At 33.7% G+C, this 26,678-nt stretch carries 28 protein-coding genes; 11 read left to right on the top strand and 17 right to left on the bottom strand.

Features of this window, described 5'->3' with window-relative positions:
• Positions 1-121: 121 nt before the first annotated feature.
• The 4 genes from WC644_01865 (at position 122) to WC644_01850 (ending at position 5,317) form a co-directional block, all read left to right on the top strand.
• Entirely contained in the window at positions 122-466 is a 345-nt protein-coding gene (locus WC644_01865; protein ID MFA5010675.1) for a helix-turn-helix transcriptional regulator, read from the top strand.
• The gene (locus WC644_01860) at positions 463-1,167 is read left to right on the top strand and encodes an ImmA/IrrE family metallo-endopeptidase (GenBank protein MFA5010674.1); all 705 of its coding nucleotides are present in this window, start codon (positions 463-465) and stop codon (positions 1,165-1,167) included. The genes WC644_01865 and WC644_01860 overlap by 4 nt, the downstream gene beginning before the upstream one ends.
• A gap of 9 nt (positions 1,168-1,176) precedes the next feature.
• On the top strand, positions 1,177-1,707 hold the full coding sequence (locus WC644_01855; protein ID MFA5010673.1) for a hypothetical protein: 531 nt from the start codon (positions 1,177-1,179) through the stop codon (positions 1,705-1,707).
• Positions 1,708-2,209: 502 nt separating this feature from the next.
• Positions 2,210-5,317, top strand: coding sequence for a type ISP restriction/modification enzyme (locus WC644_01850; protein MFA5010672.1), 3,108 nt, complete (start codon positions 2,210-2,212; stop codon positions 5,315-5,317).
• A gap of 135 nt (positions 5,318-5,452) precedes the next feature.
• Here WC644_01850 and WC644_01845 read toward each other — a convergent pair whose 3' ends face one another.
• From WC644_01845 to WC644_01835, 3 genes are all read right to left on the bottom strand, one after another.
• Positions 5,453-5,959 (bottom strand): hypothetical protein, encoded by a 507-nt coding sequence (locus WC644_01845; protein MFA5010671.1) that lies wholly within the window; start codon positions 5,957-5,959, stop codon positions 5,453-5,455.
• Between the two features lie 387 nt (positions 5,960-6,346).
• Entirely contained in the window at positions 6,347-6,937 is a 591-nt protein-coding gene (locus WC644_01840; protein MFA5010670.1) for a hypothetical protein, read from the bottom strand.
• A gap of 161 nt (positions 6,938-7,098) precedes the next feature.
• Positions 7,099-8,040, bottom strand: a complete 942-nt coding sequence (locus WC644_01835; GenBank protein MFA5010669.1) for a hypothetical protein — start codon at positions 8,038-8,040, stop codon at positions 7,099-7,101.
• 263 nt (positions 8,041-8,303) lie between these two features.
• On the opposite strand from WC644_01835, the gene WC644_01830 reads away from it, so the two are divergent.
• Positions 8,304-8,630 carry a DIP1984 family protein gene (locus tag WC644_01830; protein MFA5010668.1) on the top strand — a complete coding sequence of 109 codons (327 nt, stop codon included), beginning with the start codon at positions 8,304-8,306 and terminating at the stop codon, positions 8,628-8,630.
• 114 nt (positions 8,631-8,744) lie between these two features.
• Positions 8,745-9,536 (top strand): ADP-ribosylglycohydrolase family protein, encoded by a 792-nt coding sequence (locus WC644_01825; protein MFA5010667.1) that lies wholly within the window; start codon positions 8,745-8,747, stop codon positions 9,534-9,536.
• Positions 9,537-9,607: 71 nt separating this feature from the next.
• On the opposite strand, the gene WC644_01820 is transcribed toward WC644_01825, so the two are convergent.
• The 3 genes from WC644_01820 to WC644_01810 form a co-directional block, all read right to left on the bottom strand.
• Positions 9,608-10,027 (bottom strand): hypothetical protein, encoded by a 420-nt coding sequence (locus WC644_01820; GenBank protein ID MFA5010666.1) that lies wholly within the window; start codon positions 10,025-10,027, stop codon positions 9,608-9,610.
• A 34-nt stretch (positions 10,028-10,061) separates the two neighbouring features.
• A complete protein-coding gene (locus WC644_01815; GenBank protein ID MFA5010665.1) occupies positions 10,062-10,229 on the bottom strand; it encodes a hypothetical protein in 168 nt (55 codons plus the stop codon).
• Between the two features lie 128 nt (positions 10,230-10,357).
• Positions 10,358-11,623 carry an ATP-binding protein gene (locus tag WC644_01810; GenBank protein MFA5010664.1) on the bottom strand — a complete coding sequence of 422 codons (1,266 nt, stop codon included), beginning with the start codon at positions 11,621-11,623 and terminating at the stop codon, positions 10,358-10,360.
• Between the two features lie 163 nt (positions 11,624-11,786).
• On the opposite strand from WC644_01810, the gene WC644_01805 reads away from it, so the two are divergent.
• A complete protein-coding gene (locus tag WC644_01805; protein MFA5010663.1) occupies positions 11,787-12,455 on the top strand; it encodes a hypothetical protein in 669 nt (222 codons plus the stop codon).
• Here the strand turns inward: WC644_01805 and WC644_01800 are convergent.
• Positions 12,446-13,435: a WYL domain-containing protein gene (locus WC644_01800; protein ID MFA5010662.1), complete on the bottom strand. Its 990-nt coding sequence runs from the start codon at positions 13,433-13,435 to the stop codon at positions 12,446-12,448. The two genes, WC644_01805 and WC644_01800, sit on opposite strands and share 10 nt — an antisense overlap.
• 132 nt (positions 13,436-13,567) lie before the next feature.
• Here WC644_01800 and WC644_01795 point away from each other — a divergent pair, with 132 nt between their 5' ends.
• A complete protein-coding gene (locus tag WC644_01795; GenBank protein MFA5010661.1) occupies positions 13,568-14,362 on the top strand; it encodes a hypothetical protein in 795 nt (264 codons plus the stop codon).
• A 114-nt stretch (positions 14,363-14,476) separates the two neighbouring features.
• On the opposite strand, the gene WC644_01790 is transcribed toward WC644_01795, so the two are convergent.
• Together WC644_01790 and WC644_01785 are read right to left on the bottom strand one after the other, a co-directional pair.
• Complete coding sequence (locus WC644_01790; GenBank protein MFA5010660.1) at positions 14,477-15,295, bottom strand: hypothetical protein; 819 nt, start codon at positions 15,293-15,295, stop codon at positions 14,477-14,479.
• 27 nt (positions 15,296-15,322) lie between these two features.
• Positions 15,323-15,811, bottom strand: coding sequence for a hypothetical protein (locus tag WC644_01785; protein MFA5010659.1), 489 nt, complete (start codon positions 15,809-15,811; stop codon positions 15,323-15,325).
• Between the two features lie 283 nt (positions 15,812-16,094).
• Between WC644_01785 and WC644_01780 the strand changes: the two genes are divergently transcribed.
• From WC644_01780 to WC644_01770, 3 genes are all read left to right on the top strand, one after another.
• Complete coding sequence (locus WC644_01780; protein MFA5010658.1) at positions 16,095-16,889, top strand: hypothetical protein; 795 nt, start codon at positions 16,095-16,097, stop codon at positions 16,887-16,889.
• On the top strand, positions 16,849-17,688 hold the full coding sequence (locus WC644_01775) for an SIMPL domain-containing protein (protein ID MFA5010657.1): 840 nt from the start codon (positions 16,849-16,851) through the stop codon (positions 17,686-17,688). The genes WC644_01780 and WC644_01775 overlap by 41 nt, the downstream gene beginning before the upstream one ends.
• Positions 17,689-17,820: 132 nt before the next feature.
• A complete protein-coding gene (locus WC644_01770; GenBank protein MFA5010656.1) occupies positions 17,821-18,792 on the top strand; it encodes an agmatine deiminase family protein in 972 nt (323 codons plus the stop codon).
• A gap of 18 nt (positions 18,793-18,810) precedes the next feature.
• On the opposite strand, the gene WC644_01765 is transcribed toward WC644_01770, so the two are convergent.
• The 8 genes from WC644_01765 to WC644_01730 form a co-directional block, all read right to left on the bottom strand.
• On the bottom strand, positions 18,811-19,443 hold the full coding sequence (locus tag WC644_01765) for a hypothetical protein (protein ID MFA5010655.1): 633 nt from the start codon (positions 19,441-19,443) through the stop codon (positions 18,811-18,813).
• Positions 19,444-19,481: 38 nt separating this feature from the next.
• Positions 19,482-20,255, bottom strand: a complete 774-nt coding sequence (locus WC644_01760; GenBank protein ID MFA5010654.1) for a hypothetical protein — start codon at positions 20,253-20,255, stop codon at positions 19,482-19,484.
• A gap of 415 nt (positions 20,256-20,670) precedes the next feature.
• Positions 20,671-21,477, bottom strand: a complete 807-nt coding sequence (locus tag WC644_01755) for a hypothetical protein (GenBank protein MFA5010653.1) — start codon at positions 21,475-21,477, stop codon at positions 20,671-20,673.
• A gap of 313 nt (positions 21,478-21,790) precedes the next feature.
• Complete coding sequence (locus tag WC644_01750) at positions 21,791-22,588, bottom strand: hypothetical protein (GenBank protein ID MFA5010652.1); 798 nt, start codon at positions 22,586-22,588, stop codon at positions 21,791-21,793.
• Positions 22,585-23,178, bottom strand: coding sequence for a hypothetical protein (locus tag WC644_01745; protein MFA5010651.1), 594 nt, complete (start codon positions 23,176-23,178; stop codon positions 22,585-22,587). The genes WC644_01750 and WC644_01745 overlap by 4 nt, the downstream gene beginning before the upstream one ends.
• Positions 23,179-23,206: 28 nt before the next feature.
• Complete coding sequence (locus WC644_01740) at positions 23,207-25,000, bottom strand: carboxypeptidase regulatory-like domain-containing protein (protein MFA5010650.1); 1,794 nt, start codon at positions 24,998-25,000, stop codon at positions 23,207-23,209.
• Between the two features lie 99 nt (positions 25,001-25,099).
• Positions 25,100-25,477: a hypothetical protein gene (locus WC644_01735; GenBank protein MFA5010649.1), complete on the bottom strand. Its 378-nt coding sequence runs from the start codon at positions 25,475-25,477 to the stop codon at positions 25,100-25,102.
• A complete protein-coding gene (locus WC644_01730; protein MFA5010648.1) occupies positions 25,478-26,545 on the bottom strand; it encodes an IS4 family transposase in 1,068 nt (355 codons plus the stop codon). It abuts the gene before it with no gap.
• Positions 26,546-26,678: the final 133 nt, after the last annotated feature.

Raw genomic sequence — 26,678 nt, 5'->3', positions numbered from 1 at the left:
TATTTTCACCATTCTATCAAAAACCCCCATTTTTAGCTCACAATTAACACATATAATGTTACATATTGACATTATTAATTATATTTTATATATTTGTAACATACTTAGAATCAAACAAACCATGGAAAAACAAAAAATTATAGGGAAAAATATAGCCTTTTTCAGGAAATTAAATAATATGACGCAGGAAAGCCTATCTGAATATTTAGGTATAAACCGTGCAGAATTAAGTTATTACGAAACGGGTGAAAGGAAGACGCCGTTGGATATATTGAATAAACTTTCAGATTTATTTCAAGTGGAGCTTATAGATTTACTTGAAATGTATGAAGAAGATAGAAAAGAAAGAGCTGCATTATCGTTCAGAGCAGACGAGCTTAGCAAGGAAGGATACAAGGCGATAGGCGAATTCGGCAAAGTTGTTAAGAACTATTTAAAAATGAAGAGAATAGAGAAAAGACAATGAGCCATGAAGTTGAAATGCGGATGCAGGCGGCAAATTTCAGAAAGCAACACGGTTTCGGTGCGAACGAGCCAATCAGGCTTACAAGCCTGCTTATGAAATTAAATGTAATTACCTTTTTCAGGGAAATTGACGACAAAATTTCGGGTATGTCGATAAAGATAAACGAGAACAGATTCATTTTAATAAACTCATTAAAGTCTATAGGCAGGCAGCATTTTACGATATGTCACGAATTATATCATTTATATTTTGAGAAAGAATTCGAGAAAAATATTTGTTATGCTGAGACGAAACGGAAAAGAACAGATACTGAGATAAGGGCGGATTTGTTTGCTTCCTATTTATTACTTCCCGAAGAAGGAATAATCGAATTAATACCAGATGATGAGAAAAAAACGAATAAGATAAAGCTGGCGACGCTGATAAAGATTGAACAATACTATTCATGTTCAAGGGCCGGATTACTTACGGCATTAAAGAGAATGAAATACATAGACTCAAAAGCATACGAAAAATACAGGATAGGCGTGATAACAGATGCAAAGAAGCTGGGATACACGACAGAGCTTTATGAGAAGGGAAATGATGGAAAAATAATCGGAGACTACGGAGAAAAAGCAAGACGACTTTATGATGCGGAAAAGATATCAGAGCAGCATTATTTAAATATACTTATGGATGCACGAATTGAAAAGAATTGACGAAACAGCATGAGCGCGGAAGAAGACGAGACGAAAATATTACTTGATGCGGATGTTGTGATAAATTTCATAAACGGCGAGAAGCTGGATTTATTAGTGAAAATCTATCCCAACAGATTTTGTTTGTTAGACAGAGTAAAAGCAGAATTGTACAAAAGAAGGGAAACAAAAGAAGAAGTAGAAAAGATATTAAAGACAAAAGCAATTGAAGAGATAAAGTTCCCTGATGATGATATGGAGATACTATTTGAATACGGCAGATTAATAAGTGAAAGACTCGGTGATGGGGAAAGCGCATGCTTAGCGTTTGCAAGGTTTAGGAAAAAATACATATCGAGCAGTAACATAAAAGATGTACATGAATACTGCAAACAGTATGGAATTATAAATATTCCCACGATGGAATTGCTGAGGGAAGCATTGAATAAAAAGCTTATTACAAAAAAAACGGTAGATGAATTTATTAAGAAGTGCATAGAAAAAGACAGCAAATTACCCGCAAAGAGCTGGGAAGAGTATCTGAAAACAAGATTTAAATAAGCAAGATTATCTAAACATATCAATTTTGATTCCTGACTTACAAAAGCATTAGAATATCACTTAGGATACAAACAGTTATAACTTTTTCATTCGGTTCAGAATGGAATTCATTTCGTTACAAATAATCCAGTTAAAAGATGGGGCGAAAGAATAAACACATCAATTTAATTTTGTAAGATTATATTTTGAGTTTTTTAAGAATATAATAAAAACTAAATTAACGAATAAAATGATAAAATCTTATGCCAACATTAAACTTCAAAGGAAAACCGTTTGTAGTCGCAACCACTCAAGTTAATGTTATTACGGATTGTGTTTCTGATGGTAAACCTTCATTCGTCTAAAAGAATTGAATGCGGGTTGACAAACTAAATATTAATTTAATTATACGATTGAGATTAAAATATACATTAAATACTGGAAAACAAGTTGAACTATCTAAACTACAGCGCTACAAAGATTATTATATAAATTTTTACAACTTTATTCAATACAGGATTTTATGTCAAGAACATTAATCAACCAATATTATATCAATATCGACCGAGCCCTTCAATACGGCAAATCCAAAAATGAAACTGCCGTAAGAAATTACTTCTGGATGCTTCTTAATCATTACGCAAAAGATAATAATTACGAGGTTATTCCCGAAGTTTCCACGATGGGAACGAAAGGCTCGAAGGTTTATCCTGACGGAATAGTTAAAAACCTGTGGGGATTGGATGTGGGGCTTTGGGAAAGCAAGGATGAGGCTGATGATATTAATGAAGAGATAGATAAGAAGATTAAAAAGGGTTACCCTCTCACAAACATTCTTTTTGAAGATACAAACACGGCGGTTCTTTTTCAAAGAGGTGAACGGGTTATGTCAGTTCCTGTTCGCAATGCGGATAATCTGGATACAATATTAAAACAGTTTTTTAATTTTAAGAGCGAGACTGTTTATAAGTTTGAAGATGCGATTGAAAAGTTTAAGGAAGATATTCCCACAATAATAGAGAAACTCCGCTCTAAGATTGAAGAAGTGGGCGATACAAACCCGAATTACATTTCTGTGCGTGATACTTTCTTAGCACTGTGCAAAGCTGAAATCAATCCCGAAATCACACTTGCCGATGTTCGCGAAATGATGATACAGCATTTGCTCACTTCTGACATATTTAATAAAATATTCGACGACCCTGATTTTCACAGGCATAATACGATAGCGGCTGAACTTGAAAAACTTATAGATATTCTATTTACTTATTCGGAAAGAAGAAATTTGCTTGGAAGCATTGAACATTATTACGACACTATAAACTCAACAGCCGCTGCAATTACAGACCATCACGAGAAGCAGAAGTTTCTGAAAGTATTATATGAAAACTTTTACAAGAGTTATAATCCAAAGGCAGCGGACAGGCTGGGAGTGGTTTACACTCCGAACGAAATTGTAAGGTTTATGATAGAAAGCACTAATCATCTTTTGTATAAACATTTCGGTAAAACTCTATCGGATAAGAGCGTTGACATACTCGACCCAGCGACGGGAACAGGTACATTCATTTCAGAGATAATTGAGAACACAATTCCAAAGCAAGACCTTGCTTATAAGTATAAGAATGAAATACACGCTAACGAGGTTGCTATACTCCCTTATTACATTGCGAGTTTAAACATTGAATACACGTATAAGCAAAAGATGGGATATTTTGAAGAGTTCTCGAATATATGTTTTGTTGATACACTTGATAATACACTACCAATGAGCTATGGTAAACAAACTAATGCTTTCAGCCTCACGAGCGAAAATACGGAAAGGATTAAAAAGCAAAACGATAGAAAGATTTCTGTGATAATCGGTAACCCGCCTTACAATGCAAACCAGAAAAATGAGAACGAAAACAATAAAAACAGAGAATATCATGAAATTGATAAAAGAATAAAAGAAACGTATATAAAGAACAGCACTGCACAGAAGACTAAACTGTATGATATGTATTCAAGATTTTTACGATGGGCAAGCGATAGAATAGATAAAAACGGAATAATTGCTTTTGTTTCAAATAGTTCTTTTATTGATTCGAGAACTTATGATGGATTTAGAAAAGTCATCTCACAGGAATTTAACGAAATTCATATAATTGATTTAAAAGGTAATGCACGAACAAGCGGTGAACGCAGAAAGCAAGAAGGGGGGAACATATTCAGTGATTTAATCCGTGTTGGTGTAGCAGTGTATTTTCTTGTTAAAAAAGATGGAGAACCAGGATTTAAAGTTTACTACAATGCTATAGAAGATTATGCAAAAGCAGAAGAAAAAAAGGAATATTTAAAATCACATAAATTGAAGGATATAGATTTTGCACATATAATCCCTGACAAGGATAATAATTGGATTAATCTAACCGAAAACAATTGGGAAGAACTTATTCCTGTTGCAAGCAGAGATGTAAAGTTAAGGAAAGACCAAAAAGCAATTTTTGAATTATATTCTTTAGGGGTTGTTACGGCAAGGGATGAATGGGTTTATGACGACAACTCAAAACGATTACAACAAAAGGTGAATTATCTAATAGATGTATATAATACTGATTTAAAAGAATTAAAAGGTAAATCTAAAACTGAAATAAAAGATGAAGTTAATTATGATATTAAATGGTCACGAGCTGTTAAAAATGATTTATTTAAAGGGAAGGACTATAAGTTTAATAAAGAACTAATTGTAGATAGTCTATATAGACCATATAATAAAAGAAAACTGTATTTTAGTAAAGAGTTAAATGAAATGCAGTATCAGTTAAATAATGTTTTTAAAGAAGAAGATAATATTGTAATCTGTCATTCAGGAACATCTACTTCAAAACCATTTTCAACATTAATGACAAATACCAGATACTGTTATGACTTGCTTGAGAAGACACAATGCCTTCCTCTTTATAGATATGATTCAACAAATAAACGAATAGATAATATTACAGACTGGGGATTAGAGCAATTTCAAAATCATTACGAAGACAAGAAAATAAAGAAGGAAGATATATTTCATTATGTGTATGCCGTACTTCATAATCCTGAGTACAGAGAGAAATACGAAATTAATTTAAAACGTGAGTTTCCAAGAATACCGTTTTATGATAATTTTAAGAAATGGTGTGACAGAGGAAAAAGGCTGATGGACTTGCACATAAACTTTGAGAGTGCGGAACCATACAAACTAAAATTAATAACGAGCGAAACGAAGGCTGAGCATTTAAAAGAAAAGAAGAAATTAATTGAGGAAGTGAAAGAGTCTGATGCACTGCCTACCTACAAACCAAAGGTAAAGACAAAACTGACTGCAAACAAAGAAAACGGAACGATAGAGATTGACGAACTGACTACCCTCGCGGGAATTCCAAAAGAAGCGTGGGATTACAAGCTGGGGAACCGTTCGGCTCTGGAATGGATACTCGACCAGTATAAAGAAAAGAAACCGAAAGACCCGACAATACGAGAGAAATTCAACACGTACAAGTTTGCGGATTACAAGGAAAAGGTAATAGATTTGCTGATGAGAGTCTGCACGGTGAGTGTGGAAACGATGAAGATAGTGAAGGAAATGGAGAAAGAGAAAATTTATAGTTAATTATAAAATTTAAATAAATTATTATGAAACTCTGGAGATTCGGTTAAATTGACAAAACATGGGAATATTTCGTAAAAGAAAGCTTTCCTTTAATTGGATGGATTCAGATTATGATTTTATCTTGTGATTACCTATTTATCTTCTTCTATACTTCCCCAAACACCTCTCCACAAAATCAACCATACGTTTTCCTTTAACATGAAAACTGAAATCCTCAAAGCATGATAAAAAGTCACAAATAGCATAAGTCCTTAACTCTTTTTTAACAGACAATAAATTAAACACGTAGTGAATATCATCAACATTCATCATAATATATCTTTTGGGGATATTAAAAAATGTTTTAATGTTAAACTTGGGAGGAGGAAATTCAGTCTTGCAACCAAAGTGTATTTTGTCTTTGCTGTATACCCTGATGTAAGGAGCAAATAAGTCTTTTCTCAGTGCATTAGTAAAATAACAAACAGCACAATCGTAAAAGTCAAAAGTTTCTACATAATAGGGGAGTATGATTTCTTCTTCCACTACACTAAATAACTCGGTTTCTAATATGTTCTCCTCTTTAGATAGGCTTTCAAATACAGATGTTACTTTACGGCTGGTGAAGATTGATTCGAATGTTGGATCTCCGGCAAATTCCATAACACTTTCCTTTCGTTTAATTAATAAACGTATTAATAAATTTCTATTAAACGAAATTATTGGAGGAAATAAATTACCGTTACTTTTTCACATATGCATTTAACCCTATCACTACAGGTTTCCCGCCAATAACACAATCCGTGGCGATGAGATAATATTGATCTTGGGCATTTCAAATCACCTTCCTAAAATATAATGATCTAATTTGTCCAATTCCAACTGAAGCATAACAGTATTGTTTTGTATAGAACTATCGTTGGGGAGGGCTTGTGCAAAGGGATTCAAAATACTCATCCAACCCAAAGGTTAGATACATTTATAAGAACGAAATTACCAAATTATACGTCTATCCGGAATTGCACAAAACTGCAGTTAGCTTTCTATCCGTTATTTTGAGTATAAGTTACCTTCGGCTATATTCCCTTTTTCATCGTGTATCCAATAATTGATATTTACAATTTCCCATTTGTTATAGTCATTCCGTTTTAACAATTTCGACCAATTATTTTTGTCTTCAAAATTTATTTGCGCTTTTTCAGCTGATACTAATGCTATGCATCGTCTTTTCTGGGTAATAATACTCTTGATACTGTCCCAATTATGCTTGTATTTTTTATTTCCATTCACCAAATTAGACATATATAACAGACCAAATTTAACATCTGCAAAATTATCAATATATTTGTTTAATGAATCCAATTTTAACTTATATTTTATAACACTTGTTTCAACTTCTACTGGTATTAACGGTTTTGAAGCTTTACATAATAGAAGGTCGGAATTATTCTGACCTTTTCTACCACTTTCTTGTTTAATAATTGGCGAAGGTGCTCCGTCTAAAACAGAGTTTTCTTTTGCAAGAGATATCCACTCGTATGATAAAAATCCAATTATCGAACTATGAGCACAACCATAAATTCTATTTAGATTATTCCATTTAAATCTTTTAAGTGTATCACTAATTTCCTTTGAAGTCATAATTAATATTTATTATAAGAATATTATTATAGTATGTTGTCCTTGATTGTTACTTCCAATGAATGCTTCTAATATTGCTATATAAAAACGAAAGAATTAATTAAAATTATCAAGTATATTTTTGTAATAAGATACCCCGCTGCTTGAGGCAGGGATCGTCATTATAAGAATTTTGAAAGTGCCGATTTCTCCTTTTCGAGCAGAGTAAAAGCCTCTCTGATAAACTCATTTGCTTTAGAATCATCTTCAAGAGCCATTTGGAACCTATCGTATGTTTTTGCAATCTTACTTCCAAAATACCATGCACCTTTATTGAATTCAATTGGGCAAATATCATTATCACAACATATTTTTACAATTTCATCTTGTATTCTTTTTCTATCCTTTTCTAATTTTATTAACTCAGTTGTACTTTCTTTTTTATTAAAGATTATTTTATATGCCTGAGCTATCCAAGTATCAATCGGCATTAATAGAGAAAAATCGTTTTGCTTGTCATATCTAATTCCTTTCAAATAAGCAATATCCCTTAGATATAAAGATGCAATCTTTGGCCCTATACCTCTAATTTTTAAAAGCTTATTATATGCAATTTTAATCTCATTATTTTCCAATTTGCTTGAGCACCAAGAAGATAGATTATTTGTGCTCGCTTCCTTTTTTAATATTTGTAAGATTTGCAATACACTACACTTTCTATTTTTCTCACAAATACCCTTGTTATAAAAGAGATTTCTCTCTCTATTTAATCCTTTATCCTTTTCATCGCCATCATACTTCTTATTAGAAGAACCAATTAAGTTGTTTTTCTCTTTTAATTTTCGAAATTCTTTCCAAAGATTCTTAAAGTCCTTTTCTTTAAAGTCTCTATTTTCATTAAAATTGTCTATTGCCTTTTCTAATGCTTCTTTAGCCATGTATTTAAATGCAGGAGCAGAGCCAGATCTTTCAAAAGCATATTTCAAAAAAAATTTTAACGCTGACTCTGGACATTTAAATTGTTTCATAGAGTCTTCATCAGTAAATATTGTAGCAGGAACTCTGTGAATATTAGCAAGGAATGTTAATTTGTCTAATATTAATTTGTCTTTGAGTGTTTTCATATTTGATTACTTGGTTGATTATTTGGTTTATCAAATGTATAAAAAATAACGTTTAAATATAATACTATATATTATCTCTTTATAATTCCGTCAACTCGCTAAAACAAAATGAATCTGTACCGTAAAAGTACTTTTCATGTAACGGTTATATAAGGCACATTCCATTTATATTCATTTAATGTTAATCAAATATAAGAATAACATAAAGACAGAATATGTCCACGTAGAAGGATTACATTTATGAAAAATAGGAGTATAAATTAATGAAACTAGCAGAAGCATTAATAAAGAGAGGTAATTCTCAGAAGCGAATTGAAGTCCTGAGGGATAAATTACTCAGGTATGCGAAAGTGCAGGAGGGAGATAAACCTGTAGAAAATCCTGACGATATTTATAAAGTATTGAAGGATTGTTTTAATGAACTGACTGAATTAGTTCAGAAGATCAATAAGACAAATGCAAAGGTTCTGTTTGATGATATACGAACAATTGCGGAAATTCTGGCGTACAGGGATGTTTTGATACAAAAGTATAACCTAACAACCAAATTGATTTTCTCAGCAACTGATATTGGTGCTCAATTCAGTTAGCGTTAATATATTTGCACTGATAAAAGACCATAAACACTTATCAGAACTTTTTAAAAATATTGTTAATGAAAATAATTGTATCAATTTAAAGAAAGGAAAAACTTATTTTTGAAAATGGAATATGCATCTAATATATTAACTCCACTTTTTGGAGCAGTTATTGGTGACGTAATCGGTTCTGTTTTTGAATGGAATAATGTAAAGTCAACGGAGTTTGATTTGTTTTGTGATAAATCGGATTTTACAGACGATACAGTTCTATCGATTGCCGTTGCTGATTGTTTGTTAAACGGAAAAGATTATACAAAGACTTATCAAGAATACGGAAGAAAATACCCAAACAGAGGTTACGGAGGATATTTTAATCAGTGGTTAAATTCAGAAGACCTTAAACCATATAATAGTTGGGGAAATGGTTCTGCCATGAGAGTCAGCGCTTGCGGTTGTTTTTACGATACGCTTGAAGATACTCTTGCCGAGGCTAAGAGGAGTGCCCTGCCGACACATAATCACAGAGAGGGAATAAAAGGTGCTCAGTCAACTGCCGCAGCAATATTTCTTGCAAGAACCGGCTCCGGTAAAGATGAAATTAAGCAGTATATACAAGACACCTTTCGTTATGATTTAGAAAGAAAGATTAAAGATATCAGAGAAGTTTATGTCTTTGATGAAAGTTGTCAGGGATCTGTACCTGAAGCAATAATCGCATTCCTTGAAAGCACAGACTTTGAAAATGCAATACGACTTGCAATATCAATTGGCGGAGACAGTGATACAATAGCGGCAATCACAGGCGGAATAGCACTCGCATACTACAAAAAACTATCTGCTGAAATTGCAAACAAGGTCTGGAGTTTATTACCAAAGGAATTCAAAGAAATTATTATGCAATTTAATTTATTATAAGAAATTCTTGAGATTTTAAAATGGTGAATTTGGGGATCCACCTCCGCTGAATTTGAATGATAACCGGTTATTTATAATTTCATTCTCTTATTTGTACTTTTCGGGAATGCATTAACAGCATCTATCCCAAACACGTCGGATAAAGCTTCGCCGGTGTATAGTTTTTTTGCTGCAGCAATGTGTGCAGGTGCGTGGATGAGAAAGTTCATAAGTATTACTGATATCTCATCTTCTGAAAAATTACCAGGATTTTTGTAATATGAAACGAGCTCCATAAATTCAAATATCCAGTCACGCATGTGAAATACGATATCCCTTGCCTTCTTTTTGGAGAACTTCTTTCCGTTTATTTTGGAATTGAGCAATGAGTTTTCCATTTTGTTAAATACAATTTGTGACGAAATACGAGTTGAAATATCTTTAGATACTTTATCACTTACTTTTTTCCTCACATCATTCCTATACTTTAACTCCTCTGATATTTTTGTCATTTACAGTATTATTTAATTACTTAACTTGAGTTTGTTATTTCCCAAAACCAAAACTACGGACGGTTTCTGCCTGTGATTTATAAAACCCTTTATAGTTTCTGTTAAGATATTTCATCAAGTCATCGAATGAAAAGCTTGGATTCATTTCGAACATAATCTTTATCTGCTGCTCTCCCTGTTCTTCACCGTCCCATATATGCACACATCAATATCAACCCAAACAAAATCAGTAACGCAAGCGGGAATAGCAGACACCCAATCGATACATTCTGCATAATAAGGAATCTCTTTGCCAGTCTTTCTGTATTTTCACCCATTTTCTTTCCTCCCTTATTTTCCAAAACCAAAACTACGGTCGGTTTCTACCTGTGATTTATAAAACCCTTTATAGTTTCTGTTAAGATATTTCATCAAGTCATCGAATGAAAAGTTAGGATTCAATTCGAACATAATCTTTATCTGCTTGATTAAATTAACTATGTATGCACCAGATACTTTTTTACCTTCCATAAAGTTCATCACTTCATCAGTGAATAGGTTCAAGATTTTCTCTTCTTTGGTATGATTCATAATTAAATCCATATAGAACTTTCTTTCAAAGTCGCCAAAGTCGATTATTTCATCAAACCTGCCGGGACGCGAAGCTGCCATATCGACGAGCTTCTTATCGTTAGTGGTTGCAACAAGGAAGAATTTATTCTGCATTATGCCGTCAAGCATTGTTAGAAACTTGTTAAGGTTTCTCTTTCCGTATCCTTCATCCCTTTTGCCGAATATTAAATCAATATCATCTACACAAACGAGTACCGGAGAAAACAACTTTGCAAATTCAAATACGAGCCAGTCTGCACCGCTCATATCCTTTGGAATGACGACGCACCCGTTCGGAGAGCATCTGCTTATTATAGAACGGATAATCTCTGTTTTGCCAAGACCGGGTTTACCTGACAGAAGATATCGCAAAGGCGTTTCGTGCTTTTCGAAGTTATTAAAAGTATAAATGAACCTTTCAATGTCGGATTTAATTTCATCTTTGAGAAAAATATTTTTGATATCACTTTCGGGAGGTTTAATAAAATTTACATTAAGATGACTAACTGCTTCACGTTCGTTATTAAATAAACTGATTTCACAGCATCCCCTTTTAAAAGCGGATGTATAATGAAATGCCAGTCTAAGAAGTTCGTGACCTATTCTTTCGTTTGGAATATGGTCTTTGGGGTATGAAAAATTTAAGCAGTAATGCATAAACCTTGACCTGTCAATTTCTGTGTACATATTAAGAAGATACATAACACCACTACATTCAAATTCACACGTTATATTGTCCAAACCGATTTCCAGTATGGTGGTATTATCTAAATATGAGACAACATTCATATAACCATCACTGCTATGAGAAAATAACCGGTTTACTTTAATTTCGGGAATTGCGATTTTTTCCTCATAAACATTCTGCAACAATTTCAGAATTTCTTTGAAATAGAACTTATTAAACTCATAGTTAATCCTTTTGGTAGAATAATCAATCCTATTACCGAAGTGAACCTTCCCGTTTCCGTTCACGTACGCCTCGCTATTTGCTTTGTTTTCCATATAATGATTTATTTTATACAAATATACGAGGATGGGGTGGACAAGGCGTGTCCTAGTATAAGCAATATTTAATATCAGCGATTATTAGGTCTTGTATTCCTCAATATTTTTTATAATTTTAATGCTTATTAAGGCTTTACTTAATTAGCATTATTTAGTAAAAATGGGTTTCTTAAAGTACTTCAAAAGGGAAATATTAAAAGAATTAACATGTCAATATAATGTATTTGAAAGGGACGATGACAAGGGTTCTAAAATATTTCTACAATTAATAAAAGAATATCGTGAAAAATATTTAACTTTTGCTGAGAATAACAAACTAAATCACAGTAGTTTCGGTGGAATTCTAATAGAATGGATTTTTAAGTTTGCCTTAGATGTTTGTGTAGAGAATCTTAATAAATCAGACAAAATCGAAATTATTAACAAATACCAACTTGACTGTCCTTGGAAAACAAAAGGACATAAAAAAGTAAATATTGATTTATTAATAAAAGTTAAAAATAGCAACATATTACTTATGTGCGCAGAAATGAAAACTAATTTTGAGGACGGATTTGAAAAATATTTTGTTGAACAAGAGAATATTAGTAAAATCGAAAGCATAAAGTATCAGAAGTTTAAATATCATTATATTTCCTTAAGTCGAATGCCCCCGAAATTCTCAACTAGAGAAGAGCTAAGAAATAAAATAGAAACTTTAAATAAAAATTCACAACTCTGGATTTTACAGATTATCAATACTCAGGAAGCTGAATTTAGTGAAGATTTAATTAAAGCTTGTTCAGGAATGTTGAACTCTTTTTATAGTGTAATAAAGGATTACAAATAATTCTTTAGCGCCCCCTTCAGCTCCTTTATCACTTCCTCTCTGAACTCTTTGGGACTTATCACCTCGCAGTCTCTTCCAAGCGAAAGCACGAAGAAGGTTAATTCTGTTAAATTGTTTACCTTGTATTCCAGAATAATCGAACCGTCTTTCTGATCAGTGATTTTCTCCGAACTGTGCCCTTTCTTTTCCTTTACATACCTGACGGATTCATTCATTATCTTCAGTTTAACATTGTAGAGTTTATCGCTCTCAAAGATCCCGAAACTGTTTTCAAAATACTTTTCTATGCTGAAATCATCAGGAACGTTAAAATATTGGTTTGTTAATTTAATTTCCTTGATACGGCTTACTGCAAACACTTTTATTCTCTTAGCTTTATGGCAGTAACCTATTATATACCAGTTACCGTTAAAGTTTTTCAGATGATATATATCTATTAATCTCTCAGAAACAGCACCGCTGTAACCGGTCAAATAAGTCATCCTGCATCTTATGGTTTCCCTAAGTGCCCGCTCGCATACGTTCATCACTTCTTCAGATACATACCTCACCGGTCCCACATAAAAACTGAGTATTTTATCAATGTCATTTATATTAACAGAAAGCTTCCCCTCAAATATATTCTCAATCTTCCTGTAAAAATTCTTGAAATACTTGCTGTATGGCGTATTCTTGTACTGCTCCAGTACCTTCTCCGTTACGGCAACAGCCAGAAAATCGCTCGCATCAACCGTCAGCGGGTTCAGATTGAATCCGTCATCTGTATAATAGAATCCTTTGCGCAGCTTATCAAACTCAATCGGAGCGTTATGCTCAAACTTCATGTATTCGATATCCCTCTGTATCGTCTTAGTGGATACCTCTAGACTTCTCGCCAACCTCTCCTTATTCGGAAACCTTCCGTCTTTTATCTCCCTGTTTATCTTTGAAATTCTTCTCAGCAGGTCTTTACCTACCACCGCTTTATTTTGTTTTGCCATAATTGTACCGAGGTTTATGTTCATATTAAAATTATGCATTCAATTAACAAAAATAAACACCTTACAGGGACATAACTTGTCTCTTATTAATTTTCATATTATGAGCAGACAAATAAAAGCAATTAATGTACAATGAAACATCGCAAAAGGTGGATATACAAAATAAACAACCACGAAAGAAACAAATGGAGGAGTTGGTCAATGGAAAAAGATGGTTTAAGGTTGAATACTTTCTTTTCCTTTTCGTTCTTTTATGCGGCAGAACGATTCGAAGTGAGAATAATGTCGATGTTTGTAAAAACTACTCGAAGTTTGGTGTTTTGCGGCTCTAAAATGACAGAGGAAATGTTTTTGCAGCAAATGGATACCGCACCTGACTATAAAGTAATAGGATACAGAAAAGTCGATTTGGATGAAATCATAACGACAGAGTGGTTTCCTTCATTTATGGAAGGATTTAACGACCCTGTATTTAACAAAGAGCAATTATATTATGATATAAAACAACCTTTTGCATATTACGTAGTTTACGACCTGAAAGAACATTCACCCAAGGATTATGGACATAACAGATTCAGGTTGTTTTATATATGCGGAGAAACAGTCAGTACGTATCAGGCATTGTATTATTCGAATAAGAGTTATCCGGAATTTATTGCAAGAATTTATAATAGATATAACAGCAGGTACGAACTATTGACCGATGAAGGCGAACAACTTCATAATGCTGTAATAATTAATCCTTACGGTAAACCTAAAATTGTTCTTATAGGAGGTGGTGACAATGCAAGGAACAACCACGATATTCCGGTTTGGGAAGAATACATGCTTTACTCCGAGTTTATGATGAATCATGGTATTCACATCGATGATAATATTGTTGTATGGAAAAGGACGCGATCTTTTATTAATCAACTAAATATTTAAAATATTTCTCTCATATATTTATTTATTAGTGCAACGCAACCATCTTGGTTGCGGTCTGTTATATAAGAAATGTTCAATTATAACATTTGTGAATTACATAAAAACTTTATCATTCTAATAATCCTTATGCGCCTTTTCCTTCGTTGTCTTCTTTCTCCACTTTCCGTTTTTCAATAATTTTCTCGTTGTCTTAAAAAGGTAATTGTCTTTAATTTCCTGTTCCTCTATTAAAACAACCGCAGGAGAATTATTCACCACCTTATACTCTTTATATGCAGTATAGCAGCATCCGCCTTTTTCATATACAGCTATTATTTTCCTTTTTCTGTCAACGTCGAACATCCCCAGATAATACCTTGCAAGATTAGTAAACCCCTTGCTGTGAACTATCTTACGGTTTAATATCAGATATACCGTGTATGAAGGGGTAAAATATTTATTACAAGCCCCGTCCAGAAAAGCAAAGTCCTTTATTCCGTCAAAATTAAAGTCTTCATATATTATAACGTCTTGCTCTCCGTACATTATCTTAATATTCGTGTCCGGTTTGCTGCTAGATATCCCCCAGTTTATTGTGCTGGATTTAACACTTAAAAGCTTTCTATTGTTTTTCTTGCTGTATATCTCAGCCTTTCCGGGTGCGTTATATTCTCCTGCATCATATACTGTAACTTTCCCGTAGTAATAATCTGAAAAGTTGTCTACTATAAATTCTTTTGTTGTGACTTTTCTTCCCCGGCTCCTTTCATCCTCATCTGCAGTATCAATCGAATCCATTATTCTTGTATTATTCTTTGTCGAATCAGCCGCTGTCATCTGGTTTTCCTGAACTGAATAATATCTTTCCTGTGGTGTAAAGATTACCCACACTGCAATAGATATTATTACAGCCGCAGAAATCAATATTGTTCGTATATTCTTTGTCTTTAACAAGTTTTAGGGATTATCATTTTTAATCGCTTAATCTTTCCATGGACTTTCATCTGTCTTAATACCAAGCGGATTTCCCACGGCTTCATAATTAGGGGAGTACACCATTTTGGAATTTTTATAGGCAAACTTGTATGTGTGATACTCGTCTCGTTCATTTCTATATCCTGCTTTTCTTTTATGTGTTACCGCAAAGTAATAAAATTTATTGCCTGTATCATTGTATCTTTCGTTTCCAACATCCCAGGTACCCCCTTGATTTTGCGTCCACTTTCCGTTTTTGGGTTCGGCCATAAAATAATCAAAACTACCGTCGTTTTTAATTACATATTTGTACCATACTTCTCCCATAATAAATTGCCATGTCCCGATTGCATTCTTTCTTGCGTCCTCAGGTGAATCTATTGTGGTTTTCTCTGCTTCTTTTTTAACCTCTTTCCTTTCTACCGTTTTTTTGCTTGTATCACCGCAGCTGTAAATCACCAGCATTAACACTATTACAACTAATAAGTTTTTCATATTATTAATGTTAATTTAATACTTTACAAATATAAAATTATTACAGGGACATTTAACGTCTTGCTGTTTTTATTATTTTTATTGCTTTTACTCGTACTCGTGTTCTTATAAATAACTGTTTTCATACATGAAATATAATAAGAAAATAGTAGCTCCTCGTTTCCGTCATCGGCACTGCTTACGAATGGAATAACGTAAAACTTTCCAAATATAAAACCACTCTTCTAAAATAAATACCTTACAGAGACATCCTTTGTCACCCTGCCCTTCTTATTTTTGCTCCATGGATACTGTTGAAAACAAAATTATAAGAGCGTTCCCTCTTGAAGAACTAAACGTTATTCTGGGTGGTATAAGAGAAAGAACAATTTACAACTTCTATCTAAACATATTAGATACCGAAGAAACCGATGAATCATTAAAATTTTTAACAGATATAGGTTTTCCGCAATTAAATTACCGGGTTGTTGCCAAGATCATGTTCAGAAAGCTTGCTGATTCTTTCGGCATCACAAAACTTGATAAAAATCTTCATCTTATAAATTACCCAAGGATTCTAAAGGAGGTGTACAGGTATTTCAGGAATATTGAGGTTGCTATTGATAGTGTTTACAAAAATAACAACGATATATATGAATTCCTTGAATACTTTAACAATAATCCAATCATCAGGGAAACACAGGAAAAGATTGCCGGAGTTATCGATAATAACGGCAGTATAATTAATTTCAGCATAATGGATAATGAATCCATTGATGATTTAATCGGAGCGGACAATCCGAAAGACTTTAAAACTATAGATATTATCGTTAATGCAAACAATATTCTTTTCAACTATTATTTCCTGATACATGAAAAAAGATTCCATACATGGTATTATCCTTTTGAACATTTAAAAGAAAAAGACCCCAAGAATATGATTCTTAATAGGTGGGCTCTGCTTTTAAAAGCAATTGATTTTGACGTGGAACCAAACGATGAAAACCCTGAAATGACAAAACGTTTTATAACACGTCATTATTCATTTACAAAAAGATATGATATTCTCAACGAAGAGTTTGAACAACAACACAAATAAAATGTTTCAAAAACTAAATATTAAACACATGGACAACACAACCAATCACTACCGCAGCTACATCATCTTTGCACTTATCCTCTCTCTCGGTTTCATCATCGGTGCCGTTATTATGTCAGGCACATGGAAGAAAGTCGCAAGCAGCAATGTCACAATTGCTGTAACCGGCTCAGCATCTAAACAGATAAAGTCAGACCTTGGTATCTGGTCGGGTTCTTTTTCTGCTGATGCTCCGTCAATGAAGGAGGCCTATGCAAAACTTCAGGAAACAAACACTAAGGTGAAAAATTACTTGATTTCATTCGGATTTCCTGAGGATAAACTGATGTTTTCTTCCATCACTACAAAAACGCTTTATGAAGGAAAGACAGGTAATCCGTTTGATGGATTTGGTCTTGAAAAAAGCTCATCGGATAAAACCAGAGGGTTTAGTTTGTCACAGAATATTAAAGTCGAATCAAATGACGTTGATAAAATCGACCTTCTTTCAAGAACAGTGACAGAGCTCATCGATCAGGGAATCGACATTAACTCAGAAGAACCTTCATTTCTTTATACAAAACTCAGCGACCTGAAAATTGAAATGATAGGTCTTGCTTCGCAGGATGCAAAAATTCGTTCAGAGCAGATAGCAAAAGCAACAGGCAATAGCGTCGGCGATGTCCGCTCATCAAAAACAGGAGTCATGCAGATAAATGCAAAAAATTCAACTGAAGTATCCGATTACGGTATCAATGACACACGTTCGCTTGAAAAGACCATAACCGCTGTTGTTAATGTTACATTTGCCATAGAGTGATAACCGTTAATTGAACAAAACATCTCCTTCTTTTGAGAAGGAGGGGTGTTCTTATTTACATTATTAAGCTTTCATTATCAGGGACACTATTTGTCTTGTCAACGTTAGTATAATCTTATTTAAATTAAAGCCATGACACAACAGAATTTATTAGCATTGGTATATCCTTACGGTATATTAAACAGATACATGAAATTTTATGATGAATTTCTGAGGGACTATATATTCAAATTACAGGATGAAATCCGAATTATAATTATTGTATGCAGCATTCAGTCTGAACAGTTAATAAAAGATAAATTTCCAGAAAATAATTATGAAACATTGGTTATTCCGGAAGCCGTTGATATATGGATTCGGGACTGGGCTCCTTTGCCGTTAAATACCGGTAACAGAGAATTTACATATCTTAAACCTGATTTCACAACCGGATATTACAACGGTTCGTATAAAAGCTATATTCCAAAACTTAATAAAGCAGGCAGCAAACTTGCTGAGTATCTTGGCATTAAAACGATCCCTCTTCCTCTTAAATCCGATGGGGGTAACTTTGCTTACAACGGAAAGGATACAGTAATATTAACAAACAGAATAATTTCAAATAACGATTCTTTTTCTATCGGGGAGATAGAAAGTTCTTTCAAACAGATTCCCGGAGTTGAAAAAGTCATATTCATTCCCGTAGAACCTGGAGATGTAACAGGACACACAGACGGTACAGTTCGTTTTATCGATGAAGAAACTGTTGTCATAGCAGCTTACCTCAAAAAGTATTCAAGTGAAAATCTCTATACCTTTAATCTTACTAAAGAATTAAACAAACAGCTTGGAAATAATTATAAGATTATACAAATTGAAAATGAAATCATAAGTGATGAAAGCTCAAGAGCAGTAACACCATCAGCAACAGGAAACTATATCAACTTTCTGAAACTCGGCAGTAAGATTTATCTTCCCCAGTACGGAATATATCAAGATTTAACAGCTTATAAAACTCTGAAATACGAACTCCCTGCATGTGAAATAATCCGCGTTAACATAAAAGACATCCGCCAGATCTCAAAAGACGGCGGAGTATTGAATTGTGTAACGTGGAATTTTTGAAATCAACATATCTTTTTGCTATTTCAATCTATTTTTTAACATAGTTCCAATAGCTAATCCTATACTCTTAAATTCATCACCAAAAAATTCATCCGTTTTTGCATTATTACACCAATAACAACAAGCAACTGTATTATCTTTGGAGTATTCCCAATTAGGTATTTTTCTATCAAGTTCAAGACTCTTTCCCCTTGTATACCTTTTTCCATATATTTTTTCTTTTTCGAACAGTTTTTTTATTTCATCTAAACTGATTTTACAATATTCACATTCATTTTGCTTTAGCAGTTCTCCAAATTTGTCTTTAGGAAATAATGTTTCTTTATATTTTACCTCGTAGTCTTTGTAAAGATTTTCAATTTTTTCTTCATTAACTTCACACCAATTCCCAATCATGGAATCTATTTTTATGTTTTTTAATGAATTGTTAGAAAATGAAAAACCATATTCTTGACATTTTACAACTAAGTTTGTCTTTATGTATTCTTCTTTTGTTTCCATATTTATAAAGTAATCTTCATCAAAATTAATGTTTTTCACGTTTGGCCCATTTGCTAAATTAAACAAATATAATTCAAGCCTTGCATTAAAACTCTCAAGTTTTTTTTGGTCGTATTTGTCATTATATTTTAAATCTAATATTTTTTCCATAATATTTTATAATTTGCAATTCTCTAAATAAGGTTATTTTATGAATTCAAGCACATTTTAATAAAAGTAAATTTATCGGTTGATATTTTGATGTTATCGATATAAAATTTTCCACTACCTATTAACCAAAACACTTTATCAACTTTATAAGGAAGTTCATCAATTGATTTTGCAAATTTTATTACATCTCTAAAAACTTCAAAGTCATTAGCGTTTTCATTAGATAATTGTAATCCTTTAAATATATCTTTTATGTGAACGTCGGGCTTTATAAATTCAGGGGAAATGTTTTCTTTAACAAAATCGCAAGCTAAAGCAAATTGAAAACCAAACAGTTCCTCTTTCATTAACAACGGTAAAGACATCCTTATATCAATATTATTTGAAGAAATAAATTCGTTCACGTAACTATTGAACGATTTAATAGTAGAATATTTGTTTAAATAATTTGCTACTGATAAAACCGATTTACAATAAATAACCCAGTAATTATGTTTATTGTCTATTTGCATTCTACTTGTTGGCTTGAGCTCTCTTTTAATTTTATCAAATAATTTTTCCCAATGATTATACTCTTTAAAAACTTTTTCTGGATTAAATTCAAAAAGAATGTTTTTTAATTTATCAATGTCTCCAATTGAGTTGGGCATTCCTCTTCTGTTACTGGCATGTTCAAGCAATTTTTTATATAATTCGGGGATAGACTTGGTAGTTCCGGGAAACTCGCATTGCCTTTGTAATATGTCAGGTGTAATTTTATTAAAAGAAAGCAAATAGTTTTGTGCTTTTTCGAAAATCTTTCGATTCGTCATATAAGTTGGGTTTAATTATTATAAACTTCCTTCAATTATTTTATTAATGTTCTAAACAAATGTTTATACTGATTGTATGCTAATTAATTAATAGTGATAAAATCGGTAATCTTAAAATATACAAAAAATCACAAATAATTTGTTACATTTCATTAAAGCAAGAAAAAGATGATATACACTCAATTTATTAAAAATAGTTAATAATAATAGAAAAGATAATCCTTTAATTAATCTTAAAAGATTATGACCGTCTAAAATATATAATAGTTTCTGAAATTGACACCATAGCATGAACCCCCTCCTCCTTTATCGCTATCGCATCAACGTCGTTTAATACTTAATATACCACTAACACAATAAATGAAATCACAATGGGCGTATGGAATATCCTCACCCGCTTATTCTTATAATCCTTTTACGCCTTTTCCTTTGTTGTCTTTTTACTCCACTTTCCGTTATTTAATAATCTTTTCGTTGTCTTAAAAAAGTAATTGTCTTTAGTTTCCTCTTCTTGTATAAAAACAATCACAGGAGAATTATTAATTACCTTATACTCTTTGTATTCATTATAGCAGTATCCGCTTTTATTATAAACGGATAATATTTTCCTTTCCCTGTCAACGTCGAACATTCCCAAATTCTGTCTGACTAGGTTTGTTAACTTTTTGCTGTAAACTATCTTGCGGTTTAACGTCAGGTACACTGTGTATGAGGGAGTACAGTATTTGTTGTAATCTCCATCCAGAAAAGCAAAATCTTTTATCCCGTCAAAATTGAAATCCTCACAAACTATAACATCTTGCTCACCGTACTTTATCTTATTATTCGAATTCGGTTTGCTGCTAAATAGTCCCGCGGTTATAGTGCTGGATTTGATACATATAAGTTTTCTATCGTTTTTCTTTCTGTATATCTCAGCCTTTCCCGGCGCGTAAAATTCACCGGCATCAAATACTGTGACTTTCCCGTAGTAACATACTGAAAAGTCATCAATTGTGTATATCTTGGTTGTGACCTTTCTTGCCCGATTTCTATCTACCTCATCTTCATAATCAATCGAATCTATGTTTCTTGTTTTATTCTTTGTTGTATCAATCACTGTCATCTTGTGTTCCTGAACAGGGTCTTTTCTTTTCTGTGGTGTATAGATTACCCACACTGCAATAGATATAATTACGGCTGCAGAAACCAATAAAGCTATTTCGTTCTTTGTCTTTAACAAATTTTAATAGTTAAATCTTACCAAAATCTCCGGTATGATTTTATCTTTACTTATTTATAATAAGTTAATAACGATAATAAATAAAACCACTATCGATATTAACACAAAATAGAGTGTGTTGTCCTTCATTATATTATTATTTAAATTATTATTTATTACCATTTCAGCGTTTTCCAATAAATCAAAATGCTCCCGACTTCAGTTTTTCATATCAGTCTGATTCAATACTCATTAATAATATACTACAACTCTTCACATATTCGGAAAAAATATTCCCTCATTACAAACTTTTTCTGATCTAAACTCATCAGACCTACAAATTAATTTGAATTTTTAAACATATATTATTTGAAATTTCCTCCACCCCCGCATACACCACCACCTCCTTTATCGCAATCGCATCAGCTATATTCCATACATAAAACCCCACGGCAGCAATAAATGAAATCACGCTGAATGTATTATATGCCCTCGCCTGCTCATTGTAGAAATCCCTTCTTTGCTGTGTTCTCGAACTTTGCGCATCCTTCGAGGCATTGTTGCTCAGCTCATTCATCACAAACCCCGATATAAGCGAACCTGCTGTCAAAGTCAAAAACGCTGCTCCCTTTATCTTGCTCCCCCTGCTGAACTGCCCCCATCCCGGTATCACGGCTGATTTTATCATGTTAGTTATAGGCGAGGGCATGTCCAGAGGGTTTGTTTTGGGAACGGATACTAAAACCCATGATTCATAATATCCCTGATTGTATTCTGAATATGTCTCTACAAGCTTCAGTCCTTTTATTGTCTTCGATTCGCCTGTAATGTTTACCTCTCTGACAGTCTTCAGTATTATGTTCATTTCTGCATCTGCATCAAATCCTCTCTGCTCATAACCCGTGCTGTCATGCTCGGTAAAATCGGCTGTTATCTTTCCGGTTTTTACTATTGATACAACAGCGTCTTCATTCGCAAGAGATACTGATTCAGCTCTCGATGTTTTGCTAACACCTTTTCCTGTATAGTAATCATGTATATATCCCTTTGGGGTTTTCCCAATCCATTCGGGAACCTGCCCTGCAAGCTCTAAGCTGAACATCAATACTAAGACTGTTAATGCAATCTTCATTTTCCGTTATTCAGGTCTTCAATTAGTTTCTCCGCAACATCCTCAACTGTCTTCTTGTTGTCGTCACGTGCTCTTTTCTTCATGCTCTCAAAAGCACCAGTTAGCGATTTATTAAAATCACCCCTTGTAATCCTAACCCTTGAATAACAGTCATAGTAATACGTTTCCCCGTAAGGAGTATCAACTTTTACCTTCTCCCAGTAAGTTTCCGGATTTTCAACATTAGCAACCGTGTATGTCTGCGAAATCCAAGCTACCGCAAACTCGCTGTATTTCTCCACATCGCCTTCCTCTACGTTCGAACCTCTTAATACCTGCGAAGATTGTGTCTTTACATCATTAATCATCATATTAAGCAGTTTTCTCATCCCGTCTGCATATGCCTGATTCATGCCGAAAGCCCTGTCCTTTGCTTTCGTCATTTCACCCGTTACTAAAACGTACTGGTTATCCTTTGTGGTCGGTTTGTAAATCCAGTCAGGTCTTGAACCGCTGCTTTCAACCCTGTTTTCCTCTCCAACGCTACCGCTGCATGAGTAAATTACCGCCGCTGCTATGATTACAGTTAATAATTTAAATGTGTTTTTCATGATTCTATAATTTTATGTTTATAAAATGTTAATTATATTTTAAAACTGTTCCGCTTTCGGTTATTGCATATCCTTCGTTCTCTGAAATCATTTTCAGCGAAATAACAGCCGCACTCAATATTCCTGTCTTTGCCGTCCATCCGCTTCCGTTGTACTGGTATAGCTTCGAGCCTCCAGCCCATCCGTTTGTCTCAGATACCATGCTTATTGTGTATAGTTCTGTATATCCTGAAAAAGTCAGCTCGGACTGAAATGCCGTTCCGTTATATTTCTCAATTCCGTAAAATTGTGTTGATAACCAGACATTTGTTGGATTAACTGCAGAAAGAGAGTATCGCATATATGGCAGTCCGTTCCCGACATAATGCGCATCGTAAAGCGTATTCCAGCTTATTCCGTCATACTTTGCAATCGTGCCCTGTGCAAAGCTTACAAAAAGCACATTCCCGTTTGAAGTTTTATCTGCCATTCTCACGCCGTCGAGACCTATAAAGTTAAGATTTTCAGTCTGCCATGTTGTTCCTCCGTCAAATGATTTCAGGACGTATGTGTACGAAAACAGGAATATCACATTCTGCCTTAAAACAATCACATAGTTGTAAGTCCATATTGAAGGTACCGTTGTCACCTTTGTCCATCCGCTTCCGTTGTATTTTATTACTCCGTTATATGATACAGCCCACCCTTCCGTTGCCGAATTAAATGATATAGAATTAATCGTTCCTACTCCGTCCGGTTTTGTCTGCTCTGTCCATGTACTTCCGTTGTAATACCATATCTTGTCACCCGCTGCCCAGATGTTGTTTGAGTTTTCTACGGCAAGTATTGAATTTGATTCCGGATTGATTCCTGCAAGATAAGGAGTCATTGTGCTCCATGTTCCTGTAAAAGGAAGTCCTGTTGACATGGTTACAGGTATTACCTTTGTTCCTCCATTAGATAATATGGTTACATTCCCAGTAAAATTCTGTCCGTTCGGTAAACCGTTTCTGCTTACGCTTACTGTCACTGACGCTGTATTCGTTCCGGAAAGGGGATTAACAGTAATCCAGCTCTGGTCTTTAGTTATTGACCAGTTCAGATTCCCAGCACCTCCGTTTGAAACATCAAATGTTAAACTGCTTTGCGAAGCTCCGAAATTTAATTGATTTTGTGATACATTCAGGTAAGGAGCATTCGGATCCTGCTTTACCATCATAACATTAACCTGCTTGTTTCCTCCGTTGGAATTTATCTGTATCACGTCAGAATAATTTCCAAACCCTACCTTGCTCCTGTCTGCCGTTAGATTAATAGTAACCGGTGTGTTTGTAACCGCTCCCGCTGCTGGACTAATGCTCAGCCATCCTGCATTCTTTGATGCCGTAAAGTTAAGCGTTCCAACCCCGCTGTTTGAAACGGTTATCGTTGCATTTATCTGTGTCGTTCCGAAATCAATCGTCATCGGCTGAACCGACAATTCAGGTCCTTCCTCAACCAATTGAATGTCACCCCTGCTAATTTTTCCTTCCTCTACAACTATATTTACAGAGGCAGTATTAAATCCTGACTTAGCAGCTGTGACTGTATATGTACCAGGATTAATTTCTTTCAGTTCGTAATATCCGTTATTATCCGCTGTTGTACTCTTTGAAGACGGAACAGTATATACCGATGCACCAACAACATTATTGCCTGTGCTTGCAGCAGTAATCTTTCCCGTTATTCCCGAAATAAGCTCCTCTGCTTCTGTTGGAGCTTCCTTACAAGAAAGTCCAAACAAACAAAGCACTAAAAGAACTATTATCAGTTTTCCTGTCTTTATTATTCCCGTAACTCTCATTCTAATTAATGTTACTTCATATTAGCAAATATATGCCCCTCGCAGGGACAATCTGTGTCCCTGCCTTTTAATTATTAACTGTTAATTATTTAGGTTGTGTTATTTGTTGAAGATGCTGTAGATTTTCCAGAGAGTTCTGGTGAAGAAAGATTGTGTGTTATAATAATTGTGCCCGGCAACATCAAACTGAGCCAGAGAAATTGTAAAACCAAGTGATATATATCCAATTGAATAGTAAATGTTGTTTTCAGTCATTACCTCATATGCAATTAAAGATACAAATATAGATATCAAAACAAATCCCCACCATATCACATTTCTAAACCCTAATTTTATCATCAGACACCTTGTTAGTGGGTTTACCTCATATCCTGCTTTGTCAGCCGTCTTTGAGGCTTTCACATCCGTAGTATAACAATCCAGAAATTTCGAAACAATAAGCATAACAGCTGTTACTATTACTAATCCATTTACCATCTAAGTACACGACAATAATTTAATGACTTCAATATATTCATTATGCATTTTTCCCGAAAGTATTTGGTGTAGCATATTAATCAAATAATCTAAACCTCTCCTGAAATAACTAATTGTTTTTCTACCATATTTATTGACTCTTATCTTTACTTTCGAATCCAGCCATAATGAGGTGAATATTGACCAGACATAAGCTATGCTTATTAGAAATATTAATTTCTCGATCTTGTATAAATGATGCAGATGTGTGTCTTCAAAATTAAATCCCCGGGTCTTGAATGCGCCAAACATATTCTCGATTGACCATCTTTGTCGGTAGATTTTAAGAGCTTCCGTATTGTCTTTATTGCTTATTACTATGCAATAGTCATCTTTGGTTTTCATTCCTGATACGTGCAATCTATATCCGAAAACATCATGTTTATTCGGTAATTCTTTGGGAATATTAACTTTGAAATATTTTAATAAATCCTTTATTTCTTTTCTGCTTTCTTTAGTTTTACTACCAACTTTTATGTTTGATTTCACTCTGATGTGAAAACCAATTTCCTCTTTCATTAAATACCTAAACCATTTTACACCTATGAACTCTCTATCTCCTAATATTCCTTTTATTGAGTCTTTTCCCAATATCTTTACTGCTTTTTCAAGTAAAGCTATTCTTTCGGTTGAGCTTGAGTTTCCAAACTTTTCCAGTGCTTCCCAGCATAATGGAAAGGCGATTTCTTTGTATATGACTACTATCATTAAAATATTGATGTTTGTCTTTCCGAACTTCCAGTTTGTTCTGTCTATTGCTAACCAATATTTAGCATCCTTTGGTAACAGGGATCTCAAAAATATTGAATACTCTTTTTGTCTTAAACCATATTTCTGAAAGAAATTCTGTATCCTCCTGTAATTTGAGTCAACATTCTGTGACTTCATTCGAAGGGCTACTCTACGTAAATTTACTGTCGAGCACTGCAAAAAACTTATCACGAAAGTTGTCAGGAAAGAAACCCTTGCTAAATTCCAGTTGAAATGAAATTGAAATATATTTAATAATTGATTATAATTGTAACTCATTCTTAGCTCCTTTTGTTATTTAATTTATTGTCAAATTAATAACTTAACATCAGGAGCTATCTTTTTTGTTTCACCTTATTTTTGTCGTGTACTAAGATTTACCATTTATAAACCCCTTTCCATTTAATTTATA

Source organism: Ignavibacteria bacterium, assembly GCA_041649015.1.
Lineage (GTDB): Bacteria > Bacteroidota > Ignavibacteria > Tepidaquicellales > Tepidaquicellaceae > CAIKZJ01.
Note: the sequence above shows the minus strand (reverse complement) of the source record. Positions and strands in the feature narration are given on the sequence as shown.

Excerpts from the sequence above, each read along its gene's own strand:
- WC644_01865 (MFA5010675.1), top strand. The coding sequence starts at position 122 with ATGGAAAAACAAAAAATTATAGGGAAAAATATAGCCTTTTTCAGGAAA.
- WC644_01860 (MFA5010674.1), top strand. The coding sequence starts at position 463 with ATGAGCCATGAAGTTGAAATGCGGATGCAGGCGGCAAATTTCAGAAAG.
- WC644_01855 (MFA5010673.1), top strand. The coding sequence starts at position 1,177 with ATGAGCGCGGAAGAAGACGAGACGAAAATATTACTTGATGCGGATGTT.
- WC644_01850 (MFA5010672.1), top strand. The coding sequence starts at position 2,210 with ATGTCAAGAACATTAATCAACCAATATTATATCAATATCGACCGAGCC.
- WC644_01845 (MFA5010671.1), bottom strand. The coding sequence starts at position 5,959 with ATGGAATTTGCCGGAGATCCAACATTCGAATCAATCTTCACCAGCCGT.
- WC644_01840 (MFA5010670.1), bottom strand. The coding sequence starts at position 6,937 with ATGACTTCAAAGGAAATTAGTGATACACTTAAAAGATTTAAATGGAAT.
- WC644_01835 (MFA5010669.1), bottom strand. The coding sequence starts at position 8,040 with ATGAAAACACTCAAAGACAAATTAATATTAGACAAATTAACATTCCTT.
- WC644_01830 (MFA5010668.1), top strand. The coding sequence starts at position 8,304 with ATGAAACTAGCAGAAGCATTAATAAAGAGAGGTAATTCTCAGAAGCGA.
- WC644_01825 (MFA5010667.1), top strand. The coding sequence starts at position 8,745 with ATGGAATATGCATCTAATATATTAACTCCACTTTTTGGAGCAGTTATT.
- WC644_01820 (MFA5010666.1), bottom strand. The coding sequence starts at position 10,027 with ATGACAAAAATATCAGAGGAGTTAAAGTATAGGAATGATGTGAGGAAA.
- WC644_01810 (MFA5010664.1), bottom strand. The coding sequence starts at position 11,623 with ATGGAAAACAAAGCAAATAGCGAGGCGTACGTGAACGGAAACGGGAAG.
- WC644_01805 (MFA5010663.1), top strand. The coding sequence starts at position 11,787 with ATGGGTTTCTTAAAGTACTTCAAAAGGGAAATATTAAAAGAATTAACA.
- WC644_01800 (MFA5010662.1), bottom strand. The coding sequence starts at position 13,435 with ATGGCAAAACAAAATAAAGCGGTGGTAGGTAAAGACCTGCTGAGAAGA.
- WC644_01795 (MFA5010661.1), top strand. The coding sequence starts at position 13,568 with ATGAAACATCGCAAAAGGTGGATATACAAAATAAACAACCACGAAAGA.
- WC644_01785 (MFA5010659.1), bottom strand. The coding sequence starts at position 15,811 with ATGAAAAACTTATTAGTTGTAATAGTGTTAATGCTGGTGATTTACAGC.
- WC644_01780 (MFA5010658.1), top strand. The coding sequence starts at position 16,095 with ATGGATACTGTTGAAAACAAAATTATAAGAGCGTTCCCTCTTGAAGAA.
- WC644_01775 (MFA5010657.1), top strand. The coding sequence starts at position 16,849 with ATGATATTCTCAACGAAGAGTTTGAACAACAACACAAATAAAATGTTT.
- WC644_01770 (MFA5010656.1), top strand. The coding sequence starts at position 17,821 with ATGACACAACAGAATTTATTAGCATTGGTATATCCTTACGGTATATTA.
- WC644_01765 (MFA5010655.1), bottom strand. The coding sequence starts at position 19,443 with ATGGAAAAAATATTAGATTTAAAATATAATGACAAATACGACCAAAAA.
- WC644_01760 (MFA5010654.1), bottom strand. The coding sequence starts at position 20,255 with ATGACGAATCGAAAGATTTTCGAAAAAGCACAAAACTATTTGCTTTCT.
- WC644_01750 (MFA5010652.1), bottom strand. The coding sequence starts at position 22,588 with ATGAAGATTGCATTAACAGTCTTAGTATTGATGTTCAGCTTAGAGCTT.
- WC644_01745 (MFA5010651.1), bottom strand. The coding sequence starts at position 23,178 with ATGAAAAACACATTTAAATTATTAACTGTAATCATAGCAGCGGCGGTA.
- WC644_01740 (MFA5010650.1), bottom strand. The coding sequence starts at position 25,000 with ATGAGAGTTACGGGAATAATAAAGACAGGAAAACTGATAATAGTTCTT.
- WC644_01735 (MFA5010649.1), bottom strand. The coding sequence starts at position 25,477 with ATGGTAAATGGATTAGTAATAGTAACAGCTGTTATGCTTATTGTTTCG.
- WC644_01730 (MFA5010648.1), bottom strand. The coding sequence starts at position 26,545 with ATGAGTTACAATTATAATCAATTATTAAATATATTTCAATTTCATTTC.